Annotated in this window: 38 protein-coding genes; 36 read left to right on the top strand and 2 right to left on the bottom strand. The window is 34.4% G+C overall.

Annotated features, from left to right (window positions below):
* The coding region (locus JCM10991_RS12145) for a host-nuclease inhibitor Gam family protein (protein ID WP_155889549.1) at positions 1–641 on the top strand (641 nt) is incomplete at its 5' end.
* 77 nt (positions 642–718) lie between these two features.
* On the opposite strand, the gene JCM10991_RS01790 is transcribed toward JCM10991_RS12145, so the two are convergent.
* Together JCM10991_RS01790 and JCM10991_RS15075 are read right to left on the bottom strand one after the other, a co-directional pair.
* On the bottom strand, positions 719–994 hold the full coding sequence (locus JCM10991_RS01790) for a helix-turn-helix domain-containing protein (protein ID WP_025020385.1): 276 nt from the start codon (positions 992–994) through the stop codon (positions 719–721).
* A gap of 163 nt (positions 995–1,157) precedes the next feature.
* Complete coding sequence (locus JCM10991_RS15075) at positions 1,158–1,331, bottom strand: type II toxin-antitoxin system HicB family antitoxin (RefSeq protein WP_155889548.1); 174 nt, start codon at positions 1,329–1,331, stop codon at positions 1,158–1,160.
* 166 nt (positions 1,332–1,497) lie between these two features.
* On the opposite strand from JCM10991_RS15075, the gene JCM10991_RS01780 reads away from it, so the two are divergent.
* The 35 genes from JCM10991_RS01780 to JCM10991_RS01605 all read left to right on the top strand — a co-directional run bounded on the left by JCM10991_RS01780 (position 1,498) and on the right by JCM10991_RS01605 (position 23,805).
* Positions 1,498–2,262, top strand: coding sequence for a hypothetical protein (locus tag JCM10991_RS01780; protein ID WP_025020384.1), 765 nt, complete (start codon positions 1,498–1,500; stop codon positions 2,260–2,262).
* A gap of 168 nt (positions 2,263–2,430) precedes the next feature.
* Positions 2,431–2,814 (top strand): hypothetical protein, encoded by a 384-nt coding sequence (locus JCM10991_RS01775; protein WP_025020383.1) that lies wholly within the window; start codon positions 2,431–2,433, stop codon positions 2,812–2,814.
* Positions 2,795–3,259: a hypothetical protein gene (locus tag JCM10991_RS01770; protein ID WP_156409491.1), complete on the top strand. Its 465-nt coding sequence runs from the start codon at positions 2,795–2,797 to the stop codon at positions 3,257–3,259. The genes JCM10991_RS01775 and JCM10991_RS01770 overlap by 20 nt, the downstream gene beginning before the upstream one ends.
* 145 nt (positions 3,260–3,404) lie before the next feature.
* Entirely contained in the window at positions 3,405–4,022 is a 618-nt protein-coding gene (locus JCM10991_RS01765; protein ID WP_025020381.1) for a hypothetical protein, read from the top strand.
* A gap of 153 nt (positions 4,023–4,175) precedes the next feature.
* On the top strand, positions 4,176–4,862 hold the full coding sequence (locus JCM10991_RS14260; protein ID WP_023859232.1) for a single-stranded DNA-binding protein: 687 nt from the start codon (positions 4,176–4,178) through the stop codon (positions 4,860–4,862).
* Positions 4,863–5,061: 199 nt separating this feature from the next.
* Entirely contained in the window at positions 5,062–5,346 is a 285-nt protein-coding gene (locus JCM10991_RS01755; RefSeq protein ID WP_023859233.1) for a hypothetical protein, read from the top strand.
* Between the two features lie 403 nt (positions 5,347–5,749).
* Positions 5,750–6,085, top strand: coding sequence for a hypothetical protein (locus tag JCM10991_RS01750; RefSeq protein WP_023859234.1), 336 nt, complete (start codon positions 5,750–5,752; stop codon positions 6,083–6,085).
* A 68-nt stretch (positions 6,086–6,153) separates the two neighbouring features.
* Entirely contained in the window at positions 6,154–6,465 is a 312-nt protein-coding gene (locus JCM10991_RS01745; RefSeq protein WP_025020380.1) for a hypothetical protein, read from the top strand.
* Between the two features lie 141 nt (positions 6,466–6,606).
* On the top strand, positions 6,607–7,428 hold the full coding sequence (locus JCM10991_RS01740; RefSeq protein ID WP_025020379.1) for a hypothetical protein: 822 nt from the start codon (positions 6,607–6,609) through the stop codon (positions 7,426–7,428).
* Positions 7,429–7,575: 147 nt separating this feature from the next.
* Positions 7,576–8,715, top strand: coding sequence for a hypothetical protein (locus JCM10991_RS01735; RefSeq protein WP_025020378.1), 1,140 nt, complete (start codon positions 7,576–7,578; stop codon positions 8,713–8,715).
* Between the two features lie 19 nt (positions 8,716–8,734).
* A complete protein-coding gene (locus JCM10991_RS01730) occupies positions 8,735–9,115 on the top strand; it encodes a hypothetical protein (RefSeq protein WP_025020377.1) in 381 nt (126 codons plus the stop codon).
* Positions 9,116–9,133: 18 nt separating this feature from the next.
* A complete protein-coding gene (locus tag JCM10991_RS01725; RefSeq protein WP_025020376.1) occupies positions 9,134–9,589 on the top strand; it encodes a hypothetical protein in 456 nt (151 codons plus the stop codon).
* A 5-nt stretch (positions 9,590–9,594) separates the two neighbouring features.
* Positions 9,595–10,173: a hypothetical protein gene (locus tag JCM10991_RS01720; protein WP_025020375.1), complete on the top strand. Its 579-nt coding sequence runs from the start codon at positions 9,595–9,597 to the stop codon at positions 10,171–10,173.
* 126 nt (positions 10,174–10,299) lie between these two features.
* The gene (locus tag JCM10991_RS01715; protein WP_025020374.1) at positions 10,300–10,746 is read left to right on the top strand and encodes a hypothetical protein; all 447 of its coding nucleotides are present in this window, start codon (positions 10,300–10,302) and stop codon (positions 10,744–10,746) included.
* Positions 10,747–10,794: 48 nt separating this feature from the next.
* Positions 10,795–11,157, top strand: coding sequence for a hypothetical protein (locus tag JCM10991_RS01710; protein ID WP_156409492.1), 363 nt, complete (start codon positions 10,795–10,797; stop codon positions 11,155–11,157).
* A gap of 26 nt (positions 11,158–11,183) precedes the next feature.
* On the top strand, positions 11,184–11,603 hold the full coding sequence (locus tag JCM10991_RS01705) for a hypothetical protein (protein ID WP_025020373.1): 420 nt from the start codon (positions 11,184–11,186) through the stop codon (positions 11,601–11,603).
* Positions 11,604–11,618: 15 nt separating this feature from the next.
* On the top strand, positions 11,619–12,008 hold the full coding sequence (locus JCM10991_RS01700; RefSeq protein ID WP_025020372.1) for a hypothetical protein: 390 nt from the start codon (positions 11,619–11,621) through the stop codon (positions 12,006–12,008).
* Positions 11,981–13,177, top strand: a complete 1,197-nt coding sequence (locus tag JCM10991_RS01695) for a hypothetical protein (RefSeq protein WP_156409493.1) — start codon at positions 11,981–11,983, stop codon at positions 13,175–13,177. Before JCM10991_RS01700 ends, JCM10991_RS01695 begins: the two co-directional genes overlap by 28 nt.
* Positions 13,158–13,457 (top strand): hypothetical protein, encoded by a 300-nt coding sequence (locus JCM10991_RS01690; protein WP_025020370.1) that lies wholly within the window; start codon positions 13,158–13,160, stop codon positions 13,455–13,457. The genes JCM10991_RS01695 and JCM10991_RS01690 overlap by 20 nt, the downstream gene beginning before the upstream one ends.
* Before the next feature lie 206 nt (positions 13,458–13,663).
* The gene (locus JCM10991_RS01685; protein ID WP_025020369.1) at positions 13,664–14,563 is read left to right on the top strand and encodes a hypothetical protein; all 900 of its coding nucleotides are present in this window, start codon (positions 13,664–13,666) and stop codon (positions 14,561–14,563) included.
* Between the two features lie 200 nt (positions 14,564–14,763).
* Entirely contained in the window at positions 14,764–15,420 is a 657-nt protein-coding gene (locus tag JCM10991_RS01680) for an LPD1 domain-containing protein (protein WP_162149483.1), read from the top strand.
* 125 nt (positions 15,421–15,545) lie between these two features.
* Positions 15,546–15,908, top strand: a complete 363-nt coding sequence (locus tag JCM10991_RS01675) for a hypothetical protein (RefSeq protein ID WP_025020367.1) — start codon at positions 15,546–15,548, stop codon at positions 15,906–15,908.
* A gap of 1,051 nt (positions 15,909–16,959) precedes the next feature.
* Complete coding sequence (locus tag JCM10991_RS14255) at positions 16,960–17,247, top strand: helix-turn-helix domain-containing protein (RefSeq protein WP_025020366.1); 288 nt, start codon at positions 16,960–16,962, stop codon at positions 17,245–17,247.
* 86 nt (positions 17,248–17,333) lie between these two features.
* Positions 17,334–17,636 (top strand): helix-turn-helix domain-containing protein, encoded by a 303-nt coding sequence (locus JCM10991_RS12125; protein ID WP_025020365.1) that lies wholly within the window; start codon positions 17,334–17,336, stop codon positions 17,634–17,636.
* Positions 17,637–17,686: 50 nt separating this feature from the next.
* Positions 17,687–17,974, top strand: coding sequence for a helix-turn-helix domain-containing protein (locus JCM10991_RS14250; protein WP_025020364.1), 288 nt, complete (start codon positions 17,687–17,689; stop codon positions 17,972–17,974).
* Positions 17,975–18,073: 99 nt separating this feature from the next.
* Positions 18,074–18,517, top strand: coding sequence for a macro domain-containing protein (locus JCM10991_RS01655; protein ID WP_025020363.1), 444 nt, complete (start codon positions 18,074–18,076; stop codon positions 18,515–18,517).
* A 322-nt stretch (positions 18,518–18,839) separates the two neighbouring features.
* Positions 18,840–18,998 (top strand): hypothetical protein, encoded by a 159-nt coding sequence (locus tag JCM10991_RS15070; protein ID WP_155889546.1) that lies wholly within the window; start codon positions 18,840–18,842, stop codon positions 18,996–18,998.
* A 133-nt stretch (positions 18,999–19,131) separates the two neighbouring features.
* Positions 19,132–19,332, top strand: a complete 201-nt coding sequence (locus JCM10991_RS01645; protein WP_025020362.1) for a hypothetical protein — start codon at positions 19,132–19,134, stop codon at positions 19,330–19,332.
* Positions 19,333–19,493: 161 nt separating this feature from the next.
* On the top strand, positions 19,494–19,733 hold the full coding sequence (locus JCM10991_RS01640; protein ID WP_025020361.1) for a hypothetical protein: 240 nt from the start codon (positions 19,494–19,496) through the stop codon (positions 19,731–19,733).
* A 218-nt stretch (positions 19,734–19,951) separates the two neighbouring features.
* The gene (locus tag JCM10991_RS01635) at positions 19,952–20,227 is read left to right on the top strand and encodes a hypothetical protein (protein WP_025020360.1); all 276 of its coding nucleotides are present in this window, start codon (positions 19,952–19,954) and stop codon (positions 20,225–20,227) included.
* Positions 20,228–20,241: 14 nt separating this feature from the next.
* Positions 20,242–20,547: a hypothetical protein gene (locus JCM10991_RS01630; protein ID WP_025020359.1), complete on the top strand. Its 306-nt coding sequence runs from the start codon at positions 20,242–20,244 to the stop codon at positions 20,545–20,547.
* Positions 20,548–20,916: 369 nt separating this feature from the next.
* Positions 20,917–21,441: a single-stranded DNA-binding protein gene (locus JCM10991_RS01625; RefSeq protein WP_025020358.1), complete on the top strand. Its 525-nt coding sequence runs from the start codon at positions 20,917–20,919 to the stop codon at positions 21,439–21,441.
* A gap of 139 nt (positions 21,442–21,580) precedes the next feature.
* On the top strand, positions 21,581–21,925 hold the full coding sequence (locus tag JCM10991_RS01620) for a hypothetical protein (RefSeq protein WP_025020357.1): 345 nt from the start codon (positions 21,581–21,583) through the stop codon (positions 21,923–21,925).
* 156 nt (positions 21,926–22,081) lie between these two features.
* Entirely contained in the window at positions 22,082–22,294 is a 213-nt protein-coding gene (locus JCM10991_RS01615) for a hypothetical protein (RefSeq protein WP_025020356.1), read from the top strand.
* A 731-nt stretch (positions 22,295–23,025) separates the two neighbouring features.
* Positions 23,026–23,805, top strand: coding sequence for a hypothetical protein (locus JCM10991_RS01605; protein WP_025020354.1), 780 nt, complete (start codon positions 23,026–23,028; stop codon positions 23,803–23,805).
* Positions 23,806–23,984 lie beyond the last annotated feature (179 nt).

The raw sequence follows: 23,984 nt of genomic DNA, 5'->3' as shown, positions 1-23,984 counted from the left end.
TAGTTGACGTTTTTTATATCGAAAGGATGAATATTATGCCAACAACTAATGTCGAAGAAAAGTTACAAGAAACAATCACACCCACAGCAGCTACGGAAGTTCCTGTTGAAACAGTTGGAGACGTTGATGTAAATGACAGTTTTAAAGTATTATCAGTATTTCCAGAGATGAACAATCCTGAATGGTTCCCTACTAATAGTGCTGAATTAGATTTAGTCTTCACTCGTCTAAGAGAACTGCAAGCAGAAGAAGAACAAATTAACAAAGAGTTTGAAACTATTATCAGCACATATAAAAAGAGAGCTGATAATTTACTATTAAAAGTTAACGACAAGAAACGTCGTTGGGAAACTTTGGCTAAATACTATTCAGAAGCCACTTACGAACAAACCGGAAAGAAAAATGTTTCCACTCCACATGGGACGGTTAAGTACTCTGTTACTAATAAGAAAATTATTGATAACGATGAAATGATGGCAAAGTACCCTAGTTTTGTAAAAGCCACGTACACTTTTGACTGGACCGCATTCAAGAAAGAAAATGGTATCACCTTAAAAGACGGTAAAGCCTTTAATAAAGACGGTGAAATCCTTGAAGAAGTTAAAGTTGAAACACACAAAGAAGCTAAAATTGTCTTATAATATGAGTAAGTAACGCATACAAAAGAAAAAACCACCAACTAATGGTGGCTTTTTTTGCTGCAAAATATTTACACAGCTTAATCACATGTCTTTTCCACACTAGAAAAAAATGTTTGCGTGTCAAAACCAATACCATTAGCATATTGTTCCAATATTGTCTGACTAGGAATTGAGTCAACTGCTTCAATCCTTGCAATTCGTGATTGAGTCATTCCAATACGTTCAGCTAATTCTTCTTGTGTTATGCCTAATTCTAATCGCCTAACAACCAAAAGTGCTAAAACATCAATAAGTTTCGTTTCTTCTGGTGACAGAATTGTTATCTCTTTTTTGAACTGTTTCCATGTCGTCATCTAAATCGTCACTTCTTTCTAACAGGAATTATCTTGGTTAATATCGGGATGCTTTCTTCTGAATTACGAAACAATCACTTGAACAAGCATCGCTTTTTTCTGTGTTTTCTTTTCTTCAATCATTGGCAATCTGGGATTGCTTTTGATTTCATGACTAGCTATATTACTCGCCAATATAATCTTTTGCCATAAGCAGGGCTTCAGCTTCAGAAGAACCTTGCGTATAACCATCAATATCTGGAATTTCAACGAAATATGGATACTTCTCATCGCTTGTTTTTTCGATAATTACTGGCAAAGTAATAATTTCATCTTTCGATTTCTTTTTTTGAGTCAAACATGCCACCTGCTTTCTTACCTGATATCCACATCATACGTGATGCTAAAGAAAAACGCAAATACTTAGCAAATCTTGTGACGTTAGTTTTTTTAGGGCTAAAGCCCATATTTTTTTGCTTGTGTAGTATTAAAAACACAATGCAAACAAGAAAGAAGGAAATAAAATGGCAAACATCTCAGATATTAAAGGTAGAATTCTAATCGACAAACAATTTTACCTCGATAATAAAGATTTCTTAGACAACTACTTTTCAGAAGATAACTTCTATCAGTCATGCGACTACGGCATCTTTATTAACGCAATGGATCCAAAAAAGCCATTTATCGATGCTGAAGACAATGAAGATAAAGTCCAACTCAACATCATCGGAAACGGTCGTTGGACCTTATTAAATTCATATAACTTTGCTATTAAAGCAGAGGCTGGTGATGAAAATTACCACAAGCTTATTAAGCTATTTTCCAAGAACCATAAGGAAATTACTGTTGACTACGATGAATACGAACCAGGAATAAGCCTTTTTGGACATTTCAAAGATATTCTAACACCTTGCTATATTAAAGAAGATGATTCTTATAGCATTAATCCAGAACAAGCTTCTGCAGAAAATTACGATTATAACGATCGTGAGCTTATTGAAAAAGACTTCGAAGACGGTTATGTCTTTGAATCTTCAGAACATAGCTTTTCTCCTGATTTTCACGAGATTGATGAATATGAAACAAAAGAATTTATCAATGACTATGGCGAAACATGGTACGATAATCTTCGCCCTGACCTCAAAAAGCAATATTCTTTAAAAGAGGCTATCGACTTATTAATTGACGAAATTATTGAAAACGAAGAAACCAAAGGAGGCATCTCATTCTGGCGATGTGAAGACACTGACCTATTAAATGAACTTTTCTTAAAGAAAATTAGCAAATAACATATAACCAAAAATTTAAAAAACACAATAACTGCACTATGCAGACAATTATATTTTCTATCTTAGCAATCACCTAATTTGGTGGTTGCTTTTTTTGTGGGCTAAAGCCCCTATTTTTTTGCCTATGTAGTATTAAAGCACAATGCAAACAAGAAAGAAGGAAAAATTATGAATTTACGCAATCAAAGCAAAATCACAGTTTACGTTCTTTATTACACGGATATTTGGCGTACTAGAAGCGAATATAGCATTGCAGAAATGGTGACAAGTAAAAAAGAACTTGCCGAATTTCTTCGCAATTATTTGAAAAATGATTGGAAAGAAGAACTAGAGCCACTAAAACAATTTTGGCATAATAACGCATATGATGTTGACGCCATTAATGAAAAAGCACATATTAGTGACGAAGAAACGCTCGATATCGTTCGAGCCCTTTCAATGTCAGATACCAACTTAATTCAAGCGTTAGAAAGCCAAGAAATTCCCTACTACGATATTGGAACACTTGATATCGACCTTGATACCGGTTCTATTGACCGAGACAACATTTAAACTACGAACAGGAGAAAAAAACATGGAACAAACACAACTAAAAGAATTAATCATAGAAAAAGCAATCAATAACATTAACAACGATGTTGATTTAGATAGCTTTAATGCTGATGAAAGCAAGACATTACTGACTAAATTATTCAGCATTCCTGGAGTTACAATCTTAGAAAACGCATCTGACGATAAACGTAAACTTACTAGTCTATACATTCGTCTTATTGCTACATTCACTTGTAATGACGGTGGTTCAAAGTCTGATTACTATGCTTGTGCCTTAGCAGAAGCATTTGAAGATTACGGACTAAAACTACCAACACATGCAACTGGTGAATATGGTAAGTTCGTTGAATATATTGTCGAAAGTATTAAAGCTAATGCTATACGTACTTCTGAAGAATTATCTCAGCATCAAAAATTAGCAACTGCTCTTGGAAGTCCAGACTAAAGCATATTTTTCTAGCAATCACCTGATTTGGTGGTTGCTTTTTGTTTAGGGCTAAAGCCCATATTTTTTTGCCTATGTAGTAAAAATTAAGCAATTTCAAGAAAGAAAAATCAAGATTGATTAGTAATAATTGGAGGAATTTATTTTGAAGAAAATTACAGGCATCATCACATTCCCATTCGAATTTGAACAGACACATTCCGTCGAAATTTTTAAATGGGTCAACGAAAACAAGAATATCCCTAATATTATCAACATTACAAGCAAAATAAGAAATAAAGTCAGTTTCAGTTTTGAAGCTAAAGAATCTATAACGCAATTTATCGCAAATGGTAATGAATTCTTTGGCAAGGACAACTTTAGCGCATACGAAGGCCTTATTAACTCAATGGTTAAGCATAACGAAGTATTTACTATCGATTGCTTTGAACATGACACTATTACACACAAGACAAGTAAACTGTCGTTTTCAGTTACACCTAGCTTTTCATTCCCTAATGTTAGTGACCTGTTAGAAAAAGAACACCATTTAAGCGATTATGAGGCTTATATCATGCACTTTGAACCTGCCATTAACATTTACTCTATGATAGGTCAACGACTCTTAAAAGATGTTTTAGGCTACTCTCAAAGCAAGACTTTAAATGTATCTGAATTATCTAGAAAACTAGAAAACAATTTCCTAGCTATTTGGAAATTGAACGATCCAGAAATTCTTAGCGAGATTAAGAAAGATTGCTATGAGTACCTAGAAGTTGTCTAAAATCATAAATAGATAGTTGCACCATACTTCAATACTTAGGGATAATTAAATTAGAATAACCCCAAATTATTAGAACAAATAGGCTAAAGCCTATTATTCATCTGATTATGTAGTTTTATAACAAAAAAAGCAAAAAGAAAGAAGGACAAAATTATGTCAACAAATATTACAGTTTTACAAGGTCGCTTAGTACGTAACCCAGAAATTCGAAATGTGGAAAATCGTCAAGTAATGAGTTTCCGTATTGCGGTCCAACGAAACTTCAAGAATCGTAACGGAGAATATGACTCTGACTTCTTTAACATTGAAACATGGAATGCCCCATCAATCAACTACCTCTCTACTCACATTATGAAAGGTACAGAAGTCATCGTAACTGGTACTTTACGTGCTACCATTTCAGGTGAAGGCGATAAGCGTCGTGAATACATTAATGTGCAAGCTGAAAACGTTAGTGTAACACATGGTGCTCCAGCATCTTCTCCTGCTATGCCAGGAGCTATGCCTAATGGCCAAGGACAATTTGCACCTCAAAATCAAGGATTTAATAGCATGAATCAAACTACTCCAGTAGCACCTAATGCTAATAACTTCCCACAAAATGCGGGCCAAACCTTTAATAATACCAACGGTTTTCCTTCTGCATCACAACAAGTACCAACACAAAATAATACAGCTTCTCAAACAGCACAATTTGCAAACAGCAACAATGTACAACAAAACAATGCATCTCAAACAACCTCACAAACACCACAACCTCAAGAAACAACACCTCAACAAAGTCAAGGTAGTACCGCTAACGATGATACCTTTGACCCAATGAACTTGAATTTCTTGTAAGATTTAGCAAAGCCACCTATAATGGTGGTTTTTCTTTTAAAGAGAACCGTAAGGTTCAACCTTACAAGCCCCTCTCTTTAGAGAGGGGTAGTTGACTTGTTCTAACGTGTGTGCTTGCACATTTACTCAGGGCTATCGCCCATATCTGTTTGACTCTGTAGGAAACATACAATTAATTACAAGAAAGAAGAGATTCAAAATGAAAAAGAGACTCAAAAACAAGATTTTGACACAACTTAACCGCGCAGAATTATTACAATTAACAACTTTCTTTAAGCAAAAAACATCAAAGTTATCTCATGACAACATTTTGCGCATTAAAGACTTGAAAAAACTAGAACCAGGTTATTTAAATTCTGTTGTCAGGAATTGCTATACTACTATGGGCCCAACTGAAAAATATCGTATTCGGGCAATCGACAAGCTTATCGAGAAGTATTACATCTCTGGTAGCGTGTTCAAAGATGATGACATCCCATTCTAATTTCTAATTGACTAATTAGGAATAAAACCGCTAGTTATAGTGGTTTTTTTGGGCTAAAGCCCCTATCCTCTTGATTATGTAGTTTAAAAATCAAGAAGAAAGAAGAGGTCGGAAAAATGAAGACACGAATACTAATTGAACAGATTCACTATAACAACAGTACCGACAAAGCTATTTAGTTGAATTACCAACTAATAAGAAGAAGTACATCTGGGTTCCTAAGAAATTGCTCTACCCTAACTGGCAATATGCAACCTTATATGTACCACTATCAAAGGTTTTCTATGGATTTGACGATGACGGCAATAAATTCGAACTTACCGGAAATCGTATCCTAGAGTACTTCTCTTCAATCACAAATATACGCAACTCATACGTGCGATAAATAAGGAGGAAATTAATTATGAACCCAACGCTATACGAACTCAAAGGAATGAAAGCGAAAAACTCTCTGTTAAAAAGCATTTTCATAACCGGCCTGAGTACTGATGGTTATCAACATGTAGAAGTTGAGCCATACGATGATACTGGTTTTGATGCACTTAATGGAACACCTTCTCGATATGATAAGGCACAAGCTTTAATCAAAAAAGAAGTTTCCAAGTACTTCAAAGATAAAAATGTAAAAGAAAACACAGTCTTAGTTACGGTATACTCTGAACGTTACGGCGTTGACGAGCACTATTTACATGTTGATGATGGCAAATATGAGTTTGAGTATCCAATTCGACTAAAATAGCCCGACATTCAAAAGTAACCATTGACATTATTATTAGAAATCAAAACCTAAACATGGAGGAAAAAAGCATGAATAAAAGAATTAAGGTAAAAGTTAGAAAAATGTACTGGGCTGCATCAGAAATGAGCGACCCCTTCAATAATCACCCAGAAATTCCCTTAGGTATTCCTGAAAAAACATCATTAGCAGTCCACGAATTACGCAACATGATTGTTAAGTTTAAAGAAGAGAACGAAAGAAGTTTCGATTTAGACACAAGAACTGTTTTTACCCGCAGAAAGACATTCTGGGAAGAACGCCACTGGAAAAAAGAACGAGAAAAGCGAAATCGCACACCTGAAAATAGCAACCTCAACAACCCATCACTTGTTCCGTTTTAGAAAAAATAGCCACTCTTATTTGAGTGGTTTTTTCTTTTATTTGATTGGAATCATAGTTTAAGTGGCTCTCGCCATTATGTTTTTGCTTATGTAAAAGTTATTAAGTATTTTGTTTTTTTACAAGAAAGGAAGTAAGCTATCATGGCTAATTACACATTACACACTATCGACGCAAACTATGACGAACTTGTAGCGATAGGACTCATCCATAAAGACACCGTTAATCGTGGTTATGGGATTCAGGAAGAAGAAATGGTGTTAGACTTCAAAAAGTTTGACCCTGATTATGACGAAAAGCCTATCTGTTGGCCCGTCTATCGAGATGACAATAATCATGTTATGTGGTTTAAAAAGTGGATAGAAGATAACACTGTCGCTTATCTAATTTCTCAAAAATTTAGCGATAAAATATTTACTTATACAGCAATCTACGAGGGCGAACTTTACACTAAAATTAACATCAAAAATGGAAAGCTATACACTGTTAAGATTGATTATAATAGTGATGAATTTCAACACAAACGTGAACACATTATTGAAACTAAAGGTATTGCTGATGAACTGTACCTAAATGATGAGGAATTACTTAAGGATCCTAACGTAGTTTATGTTGATGACAACATCGTTAGATATCGTGACGGAAAAGAAATCTCCACTAAAGAATCTGAAGTATTTCGGATCCTTGCACACAGATATCATATCGTTAGTGACTTACTCTTCGATACATGGGCAAACGAGACCTACCCTATCGAATTTAAAGGTTTCCGCAGAGATAACGATACTGAAAAATGGTACATTCTACTAGAATCATGGCAAAACCGTAAGGAAAAGAAATTGTCATTAGATTTAGATTTTGTAGAATTGGAAAAGGCTTTTATCGGTTTTAGAGATGAACTTCTGAACATCCCAGGAATCAAAGAACAAGTAAGTCTTGCCCAAGCTAAATTTAAAGAGAATCTTTAAAAAATAACAATTATTGGTAACCACTCTTAGATTGAGAGTGGTTACTTTTTGCCATTTATTTCTAGGAAATTATCGTTAGGGGCTAAAGCCCTTATTTTTTTGATTTCGTAGTTATATACCAAAAGCAAAAATACGGAGGAAAAAATTATGTATTATTTAGCAACCAGTTTAGACAACACTTTATTTCACACAGCGGATAAATTCACAGGAAAGAAAGTTCCAATCATGTTTGACCGAGAAACACAGTATACTGATGCAAAGCCTATTGGTTATATTACCAGTAAGCTACTTTACCTTTCGTGTCAACCAAAAGATAAACTTGTTAATCCTGAGTCAAATGCTAGATACGAAGACTATGACTGGTTTGAATGGGTAATCCCTGTAACTTACCATACCAGAGAAGAAATTATTCATCACGTGAACCAGTCATTTAATTATGCCATTGTTGAAAATGGCGCTATGATTTTGCAAGAAGGTCATTATCCAAGTATTCGACCTAATGAAGACTGGGACAAGCATATTGATAAGCTAATTGATAAACATAAGTCTCAATACAACAAGATGAACTATGCTTTGAAACTTGTACAATCAATGGCAGATGATGCCGATAGTAATTTTGAAAATCAAGCTCACTTTTACGGTGAAAAGCAAGCATCAGCTGAACTAGTATTAGCAAGCGATAATCCGGCTAAAGCTGAAATCTTGGATTACCTTAAGTCTAATTTACCTGAATGGAAAATTTATCAAATTACAGACTCACGCTACTTTATCATCCCCGACTGGATTGGAAAAGCAAAAGCCCTCGCCTACCTTAAAGAACATGTGTTAGGCAAAGATAGCAAGCTCATCACCGCAGGAAGTATGGAATTAGATAAAGAGTTCGTGAGCCTAGGTGACATCACTTTTGGTGATGGTTTCGGTGAACATGACTTATACCAAAACGGCATTTCTAATAGTACTAAATTACTAATGGACGAACTGAAAACACACGTCACGTTCCGAATTAAGCTGTTCATTTATCACCGTTTCAATAATGGTTGGGGAGCTCAGTACGAAACTGATCCAGTCGAATTAAAAGACATTCCGTTAGAAGAGCTTAAATCACTTACTAAAGAAAAGTACGATAAAGCCCCTGTCTTTCAAACAGACGACCCAGTAGAAGCTATTCAACGAAAAAACGAAATTGAAAACTATAACTCTTTGCACTCTAGCATTGATAATGTATTCCGTGTACCACGCGAAAGTACTTATATTATGTTCGCAATTAAAAGTGTCGAAAAAAATTAAAATAAATGAGGTGAAAATAATGGAAAACTTAACAATAGCAAGAAAAAACGTACAAAGTGCGGCTGAAGAAATCTTAGCCGTTCTCCTCTCAACTGATTGGAAGTACCAAAAAGGAAAATTCAAAGGACTGACACGATCTATTAATGTCGGTGGGGAAAATTATTTTAATCTTGCGGTAGCGTTTCAGAAAGACGATTATTTTGAAGCAGTTGAAGATGTAGAGCAAAAAGGAAGTTGTTCTTCGCTTCTTTTTAAGCCACAGCAAGGAGATAAACTTTGCATAGCGGTACAAGAAGAAACTGAGCAAGACCTTGAACAAGATTCTTTTGAAGAGCAAGATACCCAAAGTATTCTTACCAATATTCTTAAAAAGTTTGATGATTTTTGTGAAATCGTTTAAGAAATGAGGACGAAAAGATTGTACACGATTGACGAAATCAACAAAATTAGTGATAAATTAGCCAAAAACAAACTAACCAAAGATATTTTCTTTGAGTATATCGACACTCAAGATGCTTACGATGAGACGTCAGCAGACTTTTACAATAAATGTTGGGACCTCTTCAAAGAAATCATGAATACGGCTAGCTCAAACGAGTATCGGTATTCTCTTGCAGAACTTGGTTTCAATCAACTACAAGAAAACGATTTAGGCTCTAATTCGATTGACTTTGAAAAAAGATTTGAAAGAATATTTAACACAGTTAGCCTAATTTGCAAAACTGATGAACTGCTCAAAGATTTCCCAGATCAGCTTATCGATGATTACCAATTTTTGAAGAAAACTCGAGCAAAACTCGATAAATACAAGAAAGAACTAAGACGAGTTTCCAAAGATGCAGGAATTGCATTATATTTTGAAAAAGATAGGTGAAAAATATGCCATTAACTAAAGAATTAATCAGAGATATCTTATCTCACTCTATCATCGCAACTGACAGGAAGACTGGTGAACAGCGAATCAATAGTGCCAGAAGTTGGCTCAATAAAGCTAACTGCATCTATGCGTACCCTACTGGGAAATCGTTAACCATTTCTGGACTACTCAATATTGGAATTAACGATAAGCCAGTTTTCACTAAAGCATTATCTCGTAACAGCGAAACAGCCAAAGATAAGATTATGCTTTTCCTAAAGCACAACTTACCTAACTTTGATTTTTCTTGGAATACAGCCAAACCATGCTATGTTATTGATTATGATGACAGCTATACATGGATTTGCTCTAGCAAGAAAGAAATCTTGGATTGCATTTTGAAGTTCCACTGTCAAAATCCACTAGAAAATAACATTGATGAATTATTAGATTATGTCGTCATTAAGACATTCTACGGGACGGGTTACGACAATCCACCAGAAACCTGGATGTCCTTACGAGTAGCATTAGATACATTCTTCGATACTGATTCAAAACAAGAATTTTTTAAAAATATTGGAATAACTGAAGAAGACTTATAAGAAACAGAATTATCCCTACATTTGCATTAAACTTGATATTTAGCTGCCATATTTGGTGGCTTATTTTTTTAGGGCTAAAGCCCTTATTTTTTTGACTATGTAGTTAAATAAAAAGGAGCGATTACTATGGTATTAAAATTAAAAGACATAGAAATAAACGACATTAAAGAAGGAGTTATCTTCAACGAAGTTAACTGCTACAACCAAATTGATAACCGCAACACTTGGGAATTGAGTAACCTCTACCCTGCTTTTTGGGACAAGATGGTTTCACTTAGAGAAAAAGACCCTGACAAAGAATTATATGGGAAACTATCCTTGATTGAAGTTGACAACAATCTAAAAATTGTTAACTCATATTCTCGTTTAAACAAAGAATTGCACTACGTAAACAAACGACAAAAAGCAGAATTAGATTGTTTAGCTGATAACATTATCAAGATTGATAAGTGGGCCAAACAAAAGAATTTAACGGTTTACCTCCCCTACCAAATTCGTGAAAACAGAATGGACGATGAATGGGAAGAACTATTAGATAAAATCAAATTTACAGATTGCGTAATTTATGAATAGATCGAAAGGAATGAGTAAAAAATGCACTTATTAAATAGTAAAAGTATTATGGACATTAATACAGAAGAAGACTGGAACAAGCATATTGAAGAATGCGATGCCTTGCTTTCTAAATTGCCTAATTGTGAATGCTATGTAACCGTTGATTACATTGATACGTATAACCGTTCCAAGCACGAAACCAAAGAATTAAAATTAGACCTAGAAGACTACTACTCTCTGTTAGACACTCTAGATATTAAAAATGGATATGATGTACTTTTAACGGACGATAACCAATTAGTCTTTAAAGTATTTGGAGGAGGTTACGAGTACAAAGGTAAATTTGAAATGGTCAAAACCTTAGTAGTCTTCAATCCCAAAAGTAACATCAGTCTAGCAGTAGAATTAGGCATCAACATCCAAAAATAAAAATATAGTTAATAGAAGGTAAAAACATGGTATTATTCAAACAAACAAAACAACAAACACCTAATTATGCGGACCGTGCAGATATTATTCAAACCGTTTTACGTCAACTTGATGAGCAAGATATTATTTATCTTGATTTTGATTCTTTCACGAAAAAAGAAGGCAACACAGATGCTGAATATCTAAACAACTTCAGATTTCACCTAGAATACGGGAAACTTTTCGATATTATCTTCATGGACATTCTTGTTGACATGCTTAATCTAGACTTTGAGAAGTCCGATTTAGCGTTAAACTACTTTTACAAAAACGAAGACGACTCCCGTTGGTATATGGTTCTACATGAACCTGAAAAAGAATATCCAATCGAGGATATTATAACTGCTGCCGACAATGGAACAATAGATATTGCAGAATTTCCAGAATTAAAAATTTATTGTATTTAACAAGGAGAAATTAAAATGGAAAATTGGAAAAAGAAACAAGTATTTCTTAGCGGCTTAGATTTAGCAATCAATAACAGGGTTAGTGTTCTTTATAGTTCATGTAATCCAAAAGAATTCACCCACCCTACTAACATTGAAACGGTATACCACATGCAAAGCATTTCTGACCTTGTTAGCGAATATCTTTACAATGACAATACCAATAACAACTATAAAATTTTAAGCATGAACCCAGAAGAAGTTATCAATCGACTTCTTCCAAAAATGCAAGACCTACTTGCGCTATACAACAGTCCTTATAGTAACCAAGTAGATGAGTTTTATACCGAAATCGACGCCATTTTTGAAAGTAACGAGACATTAGACCAAATCAAAAAATGGCAAAAAGTCATCGAAAATATTTAGCTATAATAGCTACCAATTATGGTGGCTTTTTTTATTTTAGGGCTAAAGCCCCCTATTTTTTTTACTTTGTAGAATTAAAAAAGGAAATGAGGAATTTAATTATGAAAACAATTGACAATTTATTCACTAAAAACGGTTCTTTTTACAAACTTGAGACAGTAACCGATCAAGAAAGTTACAACATGTACTACGAAATGTTAGAAGATGACGGCTTATTAATTACAGGATTGACTACAGGAAAAAATGGATTTCAAAAGATATTTGAAAATAAAATTCATAACTTATTTGAAAATATAGATAAAAATGCACAAGATATCAAAAACCTAATATTCACTTTTAAGCCACTATATGCCGCCGAATATTACCATGATGATAGCGACATCATGGAACTATTATCAAAGTACTCTTATAATGATGCTAGCGAAACGAATAATCCTAAAGATAAAATTTTAAGTGATTCTAGAAATTTCTTAATAATTGACTGTTGCGAGGCTGACAGATTTAGTGGAGCTTTCGAAAGAGTTCTAAACATTCTTCATATTAACTTCGCCGAAATCAAAGGATACTATCAAGGTGAAGATGAGTTTATTACCTTTGCAGATAACCGAGAAATTAGCGAATCATACCGTTCATACATTGAATGTGTTTGTTTTGGTGGCTTAATTGAACTGGTTAGCGTTGATGGTGATGAAGAAGAATATGTACAAGCAACATACACCAATGACGATATTTTCTTATACGAGAATAAAGATAAGGTAGCTGAAAAATCACTAAAAGTACTTGAAAAAGACGGCTTTCTTCCTGTAGACAAACAATTTGTTGACAAATTTGAAAGTCTTGTTGATGATTTAATTGACACTTTTAAAAAGCAAAATAGCAACCGTGTAGGCTTTAATAATTATCTTGGAAAAAGCTTAGATTCAGTCTTCTTTGCAACTAAAGCCTTAGAAATGCTACCATACTTATTCGAATATGTTGACTTAGAAAAAGTTACAAAGAATAGTCCTAAAGAATGGATGGACGAATTAGCAAATCCTCTCTGTGTTGCAAAATATCTTGAAGATAAAGCTGAATATGGTGAAAACGATAGCAGCTTTAAGAAGTTTTTGCTTAGCAAATTCAACGTTGAAAAGAAACAAGGTGAAAAATATGGAAAGTATACTCGATAATATCGACAAGAACGAAATCTTAGAATATGTCGGAAAGAACTTTACGGATCATCAGATTATCAAATTCTTAGCCAAACGAAAGAATGGCTTTTCAGTTTCTAAAACTGACCTTCTAAAAATGCAAATTGGCTTAGATACTGAACAAACTGAATATCTAGACGAAAATGGACTTGATTGGTTTGAAATTTTTATTCGGTACCCTAATGGTAATGTTCAAGCACAATTTTTTGATGATAAAGATGCCAAAGATTTTGGTAATCCGATACGTTTTAAATACTAATATCATAATACTTTCTATTTAACCACCTATCATTGGTGGTTATTTTTATTTTTTTCTAACGGGATGATTCTTTCCAAAAAGCTTACTTTAATCTTCCTATACGAAGTCTAAAGTTGCTTAGTAATTATTCTAGTTACGGGCTAAAGCCCCTATCCTTTTGATTATGTAGTTTTTATATCGAACAAGAAAGAAAGGATGATTTAACTATGTTTACATCACTATTTAAAAAAAAGAGCAATACTCCCGGTAAAACAAAAACAAAGCCAACATTGAAATTTAAAGTTAATGATGATTTACACGCAAGGTTTAGAAAAATTGCTAATTATATCAATAAGACAACTGATTTAGAAAACATCAATATTAATGATGTTATTAAAACTATGCTTATTGACATTGATTGCCTTTTTGGCTATGAACGTATTGAATTTGCTCCCTCTTTAACCGAAGATGAAGTTTTTGATAAACTTCAACGCATTTATAATAATGAAAAAGATATTGATAAAATAGGTACACTCATGCCTGCAAGAATCCACTATACCGATAATAAGAAAAAGTCAAATCTTGTAGTCATTAAATTCCTCGATCAAGAAAAAATTGTTAAGCTTGATGCTCCATATCATTACAGGTCAATGCCCGATATTAGTATTTTTACTTTTAGTAGAGCAGAATACGGATATACCCAAATCATTAAAGACATCAGTAATGTATATTTTCAAGAAGAACGAACAGAACTTGAAACCAAAGAATTTAAAGATTTACTAGACAACATTAGTAATAAAATCTTTTCGAAGCAAAAAAGTTATTTCCGTTTTTATGAAATTTCAAGGAACGACCTAGAATTAGAAGAATTATATAAGAAATACTTGAACGGTGAAATTAAAGCAAACTATGATGATCCTCAAAATATTGCGATTAAAGTCGAAGAAAACGGTGTTCACTATAACTACAAACTTGCTTACCTCAAAAAAGTTCAAGTTCGTAATGACATTATTAGGTTTTGCGAGCAATACACTACTTTAGTTTACGGTGCTGCTTTGCAACAACGATACGAATCTGACCTTGATAAATTAACTCACGCTAGAGCTTGGAGGATAAGAAGCAAGTAAACCTTAAAACCCAAAACGCAGCAAAGAACGATCGTTTGAACAAGTACTTTGCTAAGCTAGAGTTTGATAACGATGTTGATTTAGAAAAGCTACCTACTTTTTCTAAAGAAGTATCCTCTCTTATGGAATATGTATTGCCTTCAACATCAAACATCCCTACTCTCCGTTTAAGGAAACTAGGTAATTACAGAGCGTTAGGTATGTACGTTAATCTTTTGAATAATCTTGTCATTGACTTTCGAGACAATCAAGACTACAAAGACACCCCTACTCTTTCAGGTATTGGCATTCAATCGTTTATACACGAATATGGCCACTACTTAGACTATCAATTAAACCCCGAAGAGCAGCAAAGTAGCACTCTTGAATTTAGAGATATTTTGATTAAGTATACCGACAAAATGAAAAACTTAGCATCATCTAACCAGTTAGGCAATCAAACCACTAGCGAACAACTTACAGCCCAACAGTTAGTAGAACTTCCATACGTGCTTAAACACTTCGATTACTACATTACTCCTACTGAAGTATTTGCTAGGGCCTTTGAAATTTATATGGATCGTCTAGGATTGAAAACATCTGTAATTAAACCTCACCAAGACTATGTAGAAAAGCTTGTTTACGCTCAATACAAGGGGCTAGAGAAAGAAATCGAGAATTACTTTGATAACCTATTTCCAAGTCTTAGAGAAGCAGTTAAAGACTATGACGAAAAGCATATTAGCAATAAACAAGCTAAGCCATCCCCTACTATTCCACTAATTTCAGCAGCAGAACGTGAAAAGCTTATGGCTGATTACCCCGATTTAGTTGAAGAACAGCATGGTGACGTTATCGAATTAACATTAGCTATTTAGATATCACATAAGACTACCGATTTTGGTAGGCTTTTTTGTTTTGAAAAAAATTTCAATAAACACTTGTGCTATATAGTAAATGTTATATAACATAGTTGTAAGGCAACAAAAAGGAGACGATAATTATGACAATCGAAGAAATTAAGAATTTTATTTCAACCGCAACGTGGAGCGTCTATGGAAAAGACGACAACGTTCAATATTTCGCCAACGAAGAACATGTTGTTAGCGTAAACGCTGATAGTATGAGCTTAGACGAAATCGCTCAAGCCCTCCTAGAAAAATGGGAGAACGAAGAATGGGTTGAAGTTGATGAAATTGACCTATATGAGGCTTTAGAGGAGGAAGATATATCAAGCGAAGAAATCGAAAAATTCGACTGGTATATCGAAGAAGCCTCTCAAAACCTCAACGGTAGTGAGGATTTGGCTGAAATCCTCGAAATGAAAAATGGCTTTGCCGATTTCATTTCATGGCTAGGAGAGTAGGAAAAATAAAAATGAAAATCGATATAAGTAAAAAGCGTGCCGACCGCCACTATATATAATCTTCGGCACGGTAAAAGAAAATTTAAGAATATGACGGTTGGTTAAATTGGATTTTACTTGGCTCGATATTGCCATTTCGCAAAAACAAAACAGTCTTACAAATAACCGCTAATTCTAGTGATAAATTGCTAGTTTTAGTGGTTTTTATTTTAGGCAAAAACCCTTACTATTCAGCACAATTCAATGTAAGAGTCTTACAAAAATGCTTAATTGTAAGCTATAACAACATAAATTACACGTAAAATATCTATACCATATAAAACAATCTTACAATGATATGCTGACGCTAACCACCAGATCATCCCTAGAATATCCTACCTCTACCTTGTTGCCGTTTGAATCTATAATTTTAAAGTCTTTAGTATCTCTTTTAAGTTGTATACTGCTCATCACTACAGTTCCATGTTCTTTTACACTTCTTACTTGTATTAAATGTTTTATTTTGGTGGTTCTTGCAATATAGGTAGTTATTAAATGCTATTTATATTTACATCTTTTGCTTTATATAAAATAAAATCATTTATTTTTTCAGGTTAAGTTTTATCTTTTACCATTTTTTCTTCGCCTCCTTACCTTTTTTAAAACATTTTAAATTGTAATTGTCATGTTTTTTGTATTTAATTTAAAAAAATATAAAGAAGGAATGTTATAAAAATCTATAAAATAAAAGCATCCCTAGAGCGTGCTCAATCCATGGCTGCTTAGGCGGGCAAGCCGCCAAAACATCCATTCCTTTCGCAGGCGATCCTTGAGATATAAGCGTATTCCATTAGTTAACCACCCACCTCATTAGATAAAAGTCAATTATTAGAAAGTATTCTATTCTCAAAAAAATGAGACACAGCGACGGGACAATTGTCCATTAAGCTTAAGTTTCCTATATTGTACATTATTATGCTTGCTAGCAAGTCACTAACCGTTAGCGACCTATTCGGTCACTATTAGTTTTATTGTGAAGTAGCAGTATATAACATGGAGGTAAGGTGTTTTTATGGAAAATAGAATAAAAGAATTGCGAAAAGAAAAAGGTTTAACACTTAAACAACTTTCGGAAAAAGTTGGGATAAGTAACCAAGGCTTAAGTTTTTACGAAAGAGGGCAACGTAATCCAAAAATAGAAAATTGGCACAAGTTGGCCGACTTCTTTGATGTAACAGTTGAATACTTGCAAGGACAAGGAAATGACAACTGCAAACATCATAGTAAAGAGAAATTACAATATTTCAATGCCTTAAAATATGGGTATTGTCCTTATTGTGGCCACAAGTTATGTAATTAAAGTTAAAATATTTCCCTATTAATTTAGCACTCCCTACCTCAAAAAAATGAGGCACAGTGACGGGACAATGGAGGTAAGGTGTTTTTATGGAAAATAGAATAAAAGAATTGAGAAAAGAGCGTGGTATAACGTTGAAAGAGTTGAGCGGGTCGGTTGGTTTGGCGATTTCAACGCTTAGCGGCTATGAAAAAAAAGAAAATGAAAAAGGTTCAAGAAAGCCTAAAATAGAAAATTGGCACAAGTTGGCCGACTTCTTTGGTGTAACAGTTGAATACTTGCAAGGACAAAGAAATGACAACTGCAAACATCATAGTAAAGAGGAATTACAATATTTCAATGCCTTAAAATATGGGTATTGTCCTTATTGTGGCCACAAGTTATGTAAGTAAATTGTCCAATTGCGAAGTAGCAGTATATAACATGGAGGTAAGGTGATTTTATGGAAAACAGAATAAAGGAATTGCGGAAGAAAAAAGGTTTAACACTTAAACAACTCTCGGAAAAAGTTGGTATATCTAACCCCACTTTATCCCGATATGAAAAGGGTACACGCAACCCAAAAATAGAAAATTGGCACAAGTTGGCCAACTTCTTTGGTGTAACAGTTGAATACTTGCAAGGACAAGGAAATGACAACTGCAAACATCATAGTAAAGAGGAATTACAATATTTCAATGCCTTAAAATATGGGTATTGTCCTTATTGTGGCCACAAGTTATGTAATTAAAGTTAAAATATTTCCCTATTAATTTAACGCTCCCTATTCGGTCACAATTTTCCTGAGCTTGTTACGATATCATTGGTTAAGATACAGGAGGAATTAAATATGCAAGAAATCATTGGAGATATCACTAAGGTACAAGCTGGGATTATCTTTCAGCAGGTTAATTGTCAGAACCGTATGGGAGCAGGAGTTGCCAAAGCCATTTACACCAAGTTTCCAGTTGTGAAGACGGCTTACCACAAGTACTTTACCCGTTTTGATGCTGAATACTTGTTTGGTAAGTGTCAGCTTATTAGAGTGAGCGACAACCTTGCTGTTGTGAACTCGTTCTCTCAGTTTTACTTTGGAAATGCACGTAAGACTGGCAAGGTGTACACAGACGTTGCCAAACTTACCGCATCTATTCGGAGAACTTGCGAGAAGTTTGCTACACAGACAGTCTACATTCCCAAGTTTATTGGTTGTGGACTTGCGGGAGCAAACTGGAGCGAGGTGATTTCGACTGTTAGCGACATCCCTAACTTGGTTGTTGTTGCTTTACCTTAGTAGCAGACCACTTACTTTTTAGTAGGTGGTTTTTTAGTCGTTTCTCATTAGTTATCCTATATACATTAGCGCCCTCCTCGGTCGCTATCAGATTTACTCTGTCGTAAATTTCTTTTTCTATATTTTAATTGCAACTACTCTTGTAACTAAAAGAATTATGAGTATAATATTGAGTAACTTCAATTGCACAAACCACATCCTAGAAAAGAACTGTTACCATATCAGGTAAGAGATATATTGAAAGTAGTAAAGTAGTAAAGGGGTTGTAATCATAAAACAAAAAATTCAATATAAAGGATACGAAGGTTCAATCGAACTTTCTATGGAAAATGGTATGTTATTTGGAAAAGTAGAAGGATTGAAAAAAAGCTATTTACCATACGAAGGGGAGACATACGAAGAACTTATTGAAGATTTTCACGAAGCCGTTGATTCATATTTAGAAATATGTAAGAGAAAAGGAATTACACCAGAAAAATAGCCATCCCGTTATGGGGTGGTTATTTTTTAGCAATTTCATCAGTTGTAAGCGTCCCATTAGCTCCCTCCAGAGTCGGTCGCTATTAGCATGTCTATGTAGCAATAGTAGGTATACACATACGGAGGGATTTGAAATGAAAAAGATTAAAGGTTCTTATTATAATGAATATGAGAAAGATTTGGAAAAAATTCTGAGAAAGTTGGAATTTTCTTCCGAAGAAGAAGAAGAATTGTTGGTAGAAGCTATCAATAATTTTGCCGAAGATGAATATCAAATCGGATACGATAGTGGCTATGATAACGGTCGTAGTAACGGAGTAAGCTGGGGTTTTTAGTTTACTCCATCATTAATAACCACCCCGCTATGAGGTGGCTATTTTTTGTATTTTCATCAGTTGTAAGCGTACCATTAGCTCCCTCTAAAGTCGGTCGCTATTAGTTTTACTATGTTGTAAGTTGTTTTTAGTTTGCCCTTGAGGCGAGAAAGGATAATAAAATGAAAAGTAGACTAAAAAGAAAAGTAAGCAAAAAATATTTAGCTGTTACTCCAACTAGAATGTTGGAGGACAGATATATATTACAAGGCGGAACCTTTATGGTAGGTTTCGATAAGAATACCTGCCGTAAAAACAGTAGAATTTCTAATAAAATAAGAAAGGAGTTTCGAGATGAAATTGCTAATGCCCGTTTTGGTATATTAGTAAGTATGCAAACAATAAGCCTAGAAAGAGATTGATTGAAAATAGGCTCATTATAAAAGAAAATAGTGAAGATGAAGAAACTTTTGATTTACCATTTTAATTAAAAAAAATGCCACCCTGATATGGGTGGTTATTTTTTAGTAGTCTCATCAGTTGCAAGCGTCTCATTAGCTCCTTCCAGAGTCAGTCGCTATTAGTTTGATTTTGTAGTGTTTTTTCACTATAAATTTATCATTACGAGGAGGACATAAAAATGTTCACTTTAATCATTACTATCATTGTTAAGGCTCTGTTTTTAGTAGGTATTGTTATTCCCGTAACAGTTGTTGCAGGAATGGCACAATACGCTGGAATCCGTTCCATTCTTAGTGCTAAGTACAGAGCGTATACGGTGAAATTGATGAATTCTGCAGGGCAAGAGTGGAGCCCTGCATACACTGTTTTGGGAGCAATTGTTTTGGCTCTCATAGCAATTGGTATTTGGATGTCCTTTCTGTCTCCAGATACTTGGGTAGCAGATTTTCAATAAAGGAGAAATTTATAATGAATTCAAAAACAAAGACATTAATAAATAAAATCCTGTCTGCAACAGAGTACATGTTGCGGACGGGATATAAAATCAAAAGAGTCCTGACTATTCACGAACTTTTTTACGGAACAGTCGGGATGTTAGCGTTGTACTCGATTTTGAGTATAACGTTCAAGTTACTCCCCTTCTTTACAGTTAGCGATTTAACTTGGTATATCGCTAACTTCTTAGTAGGAAGTTTTATAGTATATGAATTTATCAGCTTTGTGACAGGAGTAATTAAAGTGCTCCTGACCTTAGCTGGTATTGTTAAAGATTAATAAACTTCAGTAGTTGTCATCATCAGTCACCTAGTTATTAGGTGGCTTTTTTATTATAACGCATTCGCTCTTAAATATCCTACTAACTTGAACGATCAGCCACGGAAGATAATTTATCTGTTAGAGAAACGACACTTTAGTTAACAACAAATAAACTTGCTCAGAAACATTTTTGCTCTTTATAAGCTCCCTCCTGAGTCGGTCGCAATTAGCGTGATTATGTAGTAAGTAGGTTTAATTATAAATCTTATATTTTGAAACATTAGCTCCCTCGCGGTCGCTATTAGTTTGATTATGTAGGAGAAGTAGTGACCTACAAAAATATCATTAATTTTGGATTGCCCATAGAGGCAGAAAGGAGACATCATTATGTCATTTAACGTAAACACAGTAACATTAGCAGGTCGTATTACAAAGGAAATTCAGTTACAACAATCCCAAAACGGTACCGTATTTACAAGAGTAGGTATCGCTACTGACGGACGGAAACGTAAGGATGGAAAAACTCCAACAAACTTTATTTATGTGACCGTCTTTGGTCAAAGTGCAAACTTCTTAGCTCAATACGCTAAGAAAGGTACGACTATTTGGCTTGAAGCGCGATTAGAGCAAAATGTTTGGACAGACCAACAAACAGGACAACAACGTTCTCGTTTGGAAGTCTTATCAAATAATGTACAAATTGTGCACAACGCACAAGGAGTACAACAATCTCAAGTTGCACCTCAACAATTTAACCAAGCTCCTGTACAGCAAGCTTACACACAACCTCAAGCTGCACCTCAACAATTTAATCAAGCTCCTGTGCAACAAGCCTACACACAAGGTCAAGCACCTGTGCAACCACAAACAATGGAGCAAACTACTGTTAATTCAACAGACGTTCCGTTCTAAAGAAGTAGCCATCCCATCTGGGGTGGTTATTTTTAGTCCCCTCTTTAGTCATATGCAACTCATTAGCTCCCTCCAAAGTCGGTCGCTATTAGCATATCTATGTAGTAATATATTAGGTATACATACGGAGGAACTACTTATGGGAAAAATTTACAATTTAACTGGTCATGACGTTAACGTACTGGGTAGTGACGACGAAAGCATTGCTAACATTGTTTCAGATGGACTTATCCGTCTGGATATTCAAGAAGTACAAGTCGCTTCATTGGGTAACATCCCAGTAATGGAACGTCACCCAAAACTTTCTGATGAAGCTATTAAAGTTTTATCAGAGTTACCAGAAGGCGCTAGTGTTATTATTAGTGCTCAAATGGTACAACACGTTCAATCCGAAAGAGCTGACCTCACAGTTTATACTGTGGGGAAAGCCGTTTTCGGAGAAAACCATAGTGTAAAAGGGGTTAAGTACTTAGTCCGTAACTAACCCCCTTTACCATATAATAACTACTTACTTATTTGTAGGTGGTTATTTTTTTAACTCATCCCTTATAAGCCATATCCTATTCATTTGCTCCCTCGGTCGCTATCTGTTTTTTGTTGTATTATTGTTTCTTACTCAGATTAATTGGAGGTTAACGATATGAAGAAAAGAATGCAAAGAAAAATTGAAAATTTAAGAAAGGAGGTTGAGGACTGTGCATGGCTGATGAATACAGCTAGTCCAGACGAACTAGCATATTACATGGGCGATGATGATATTGTGACTTACATGTTCGATTCTGCACAACTAAACTCTAAGAAAACATCAATTTTAGTTGGTGCATATCGTCAGATAATCAAAGAGTATAGATAACCCGAATCAACCTTTAATTATAAAAAGTATCCACTCACTTATTTGTAGGTGGTTTATTTTTTCGATAGCTCCCTTCTTCGGCGGTCGCTATTAGTTTCACTATGTAGTCCATTAAGGATTACTCTAGTAACACTTCTCTAGTAGAACTTTTTTAATCATATTCCCCCTCGCCACTCCTAGTTGAGTGGTTTGTTTTTCTGTTAGCTCCCTTCTTCGGCGGTCGCTATCTACTTTACTATGTAACAAATATACTATGTACTTATAGGTACGAGGAGTCCAAGAGCCATTTACATTATTTTATGTAAGTGGTTTTTTTGAGCTAAAGCTCATATCTTTTTTTCTGTGTAGAGGCATACTACATTACATTTTAATATAGAACATTGTTCAAGTTAACCGCTTATCTTTTTGATAGGTGGTTACTATTTAATTAGCTCCCAGCTTCGCGGTCGCTATTAGTTTTACTATGTAGCCTGTTAAAGGTTACTCTACTCATTTTTATCTTTATATTGTTTCTACATTTCCACTCGATAAAGAGTGGTTTATTTTTTTGATAGCTCCCAGCTTCGCGGTCGCTATTAGTTTTATCATGTAGCCCGTTAAGAGTTACTGAATTGATTTTTATATTTTTTTGCCACTTACATTGTAGGTGGTTTTTCTTTCCACTATAAATTTGGCGCAGGGTTAACCTGCTATTTTTCATTCTTTGAAATAAAATTTAGGAGGAGCTTTTTATGAGTAAAAACAACACTAAAGAAATTTTGTTTGCCTCTCTGCTGTTGAAAGATAAACTAATTAAACGTGAAGATGTCGACGAACTTGTGAAAATAATTAGCAATTCAGGATTTAATTCAGAATACCTAAAAAACAATTTCAAAGATAACATTCAGTACAATAAGTATATCTTAGAAATGAATAGGATTATTTTGTATTGTACACGGTATCGAATTAATATCATACCAACTGAATCGCTTAAAGAATATTCCAACGTTATCAGCGAAGAGCCATTACCTCTTATAGTCTTTGCGCATGGCAATTTAAATCTTATTAGTTCTGATTCAAAAATACAGTTATCATACGATGATGATATTACAAAAGTCTACAAAGACCAAATTGCTTTGTTTATTCAAACACACCTGAATAAGGTATATGTAATCAAAGATGATTATACAGGAAACTTAATTGCAAATGCACTTCGAGCAAACAACACTCCATACATTTTAGTTGCTAATGATTTCAGTAACCAATCAGCATCGAATGCGTTCAGAAACAATAGTTTAGTTTTATCATTCAGTTTATCTAATAATGTATATGAGCATTACAACAACGAACTTATTACTAAGCTAACATCGACACTTCTAGTATTAAATGGAGACGACATCGAACTTGTTAATAAGTACAATCAAAATCACTTAATGACATTTTCATTCAACACTAAGTATCTTAATACGTCCCTAGTTAAAAATAAGGACTCATTTAAAAGTAATGCACTTGCACTCTACTCTACTCACTAAGTACACAAAAAAATCAATAAATCTCATAGACTTGAGATAAAAATCAAAAATTACGACTCAAGTCTATAGACTTGACACTTTTCCGGTATATCAAGGTTTTTCAAGGCTGCGAGTCTCATAGACTTGAGATTAAGAACTGAAAAACGCACTTAACCCTTAGAGCCACATGCGATACAACT

This window comes from Ligilactobacillus equi DSM 15833 = JCM 10991, from assembly GCF_000615765.1.
Lineage (GTDB): Bacteria > Bacillota > Bacilli > Lactobacillales > Lactobacillaceae > Ligilactobacillus > Ligilactobacillus equi.
The sequence above is the reverse complement of the archived record's forward strand: the minus strand, read 5'-3'. Positions and strand labels throughout refer to the sequence as shown.